The organism is Anaerotignum sp. (assembly GCF_031981185.1).
Taxonomy (GTDB): Bacteria; Bacillota; Clostridia; order Lachnospirales; family Anaerotignaceae; genus Chakrabartyella.
On record NZ_DALYUL010000014.1, the window covers coordinates 93,630 to 94,582 of the forward strand.

1 protein-coding gene is annotated in these 953 nt (G+C 41.1%); it reads right to left on the bottom strand.

The genetic code is table 11. The annotated features are described in order from the left end of the window. Window positions 1-118: 118 nt before the first annotated feature. Window positions 119-953 (bottom strand): VirD4-like conjugal transfer protein, CD1115 family (locus RTK36_RS09650; RefSeq protein ID WP_312046581.1); only part of this gene is annotated, 835 nt, incomplete at its 5' end.

Consider the following 953-nt stretch of genomic DNA (forward strand, 5'->3'; position numbering starts at 1 on the left):
CAATTACTAGTGTTTGCAATACGCTAATTGCTTCGTTAAAAAATTCCATAATATAAAATCTCCTTTAATTTTTATTTTGAGTAAAATAAAAGACACCACCATTTTTGGGGGTAGTGTCCTATTCGCTGACTTCGCCCATATCATAAACTTCATATATATCATCGGGCTTTGTTTTTAATTTTGTGGATAGATATTTTTCAATGCTAAAGGTGTTTCTTTTATCATAATCGGCTAAATACTGATAGTTTTTGTGCTTTGTAATATCATACTTGTCTGAGAGAAACGGGCGAACACCCCGAAGTTGTAAAATGCACTTGCCGCCGTCCATAACGGCAAGCTCATCCATGCTCATAAGCTCCTTTCCCAACTTTTGATAATTAAGCCCGTAACTTCTTTGTGTTCCTCTGGTATCGGAAGTGTTAAACATATCAATGGTTTCCTTTCCGAGAGTTTCCGACAAGTCCTTGAGGGTGGTTTTCTCCTTTCCACCGAGAAACACCATACTGTCGCAGTTACCGATGATGGTGTCACAGTTGTCCTTATAGAGAGACTTTAACTGGCTCTGTGCCTGCAAAACGAGGCAGGCCGAGATTTCACGGCTACGAATGGTTGCCATCAGCTTTTCGAGCTTTGGTATCTGCCCGATGTTGGCCGCCTCATCAATTAGGCAGCGTACATGAATGGGTAGTCTGCCGCCATACACATCATCAGCCTTATCACATAAGAGGTTAAAAAGCTGTGTATATGCCATAGACACCAAAAAGTTAAAGGTATCGTCTGTATCGCTGATAATGATAAACAGGGCAGTTTTCTTATCACCCAAAGTATCAAGCTCCATTTCATCGTAAGCGGTCAGCTCACGCAGTTCCTTGATGTCAAAGGGAGCGAGCCTTGCACCGCAGGAAATAAGGATAGATTTTGCTGTTTTGCCCGCAGCTAATTTGTATTTTTTA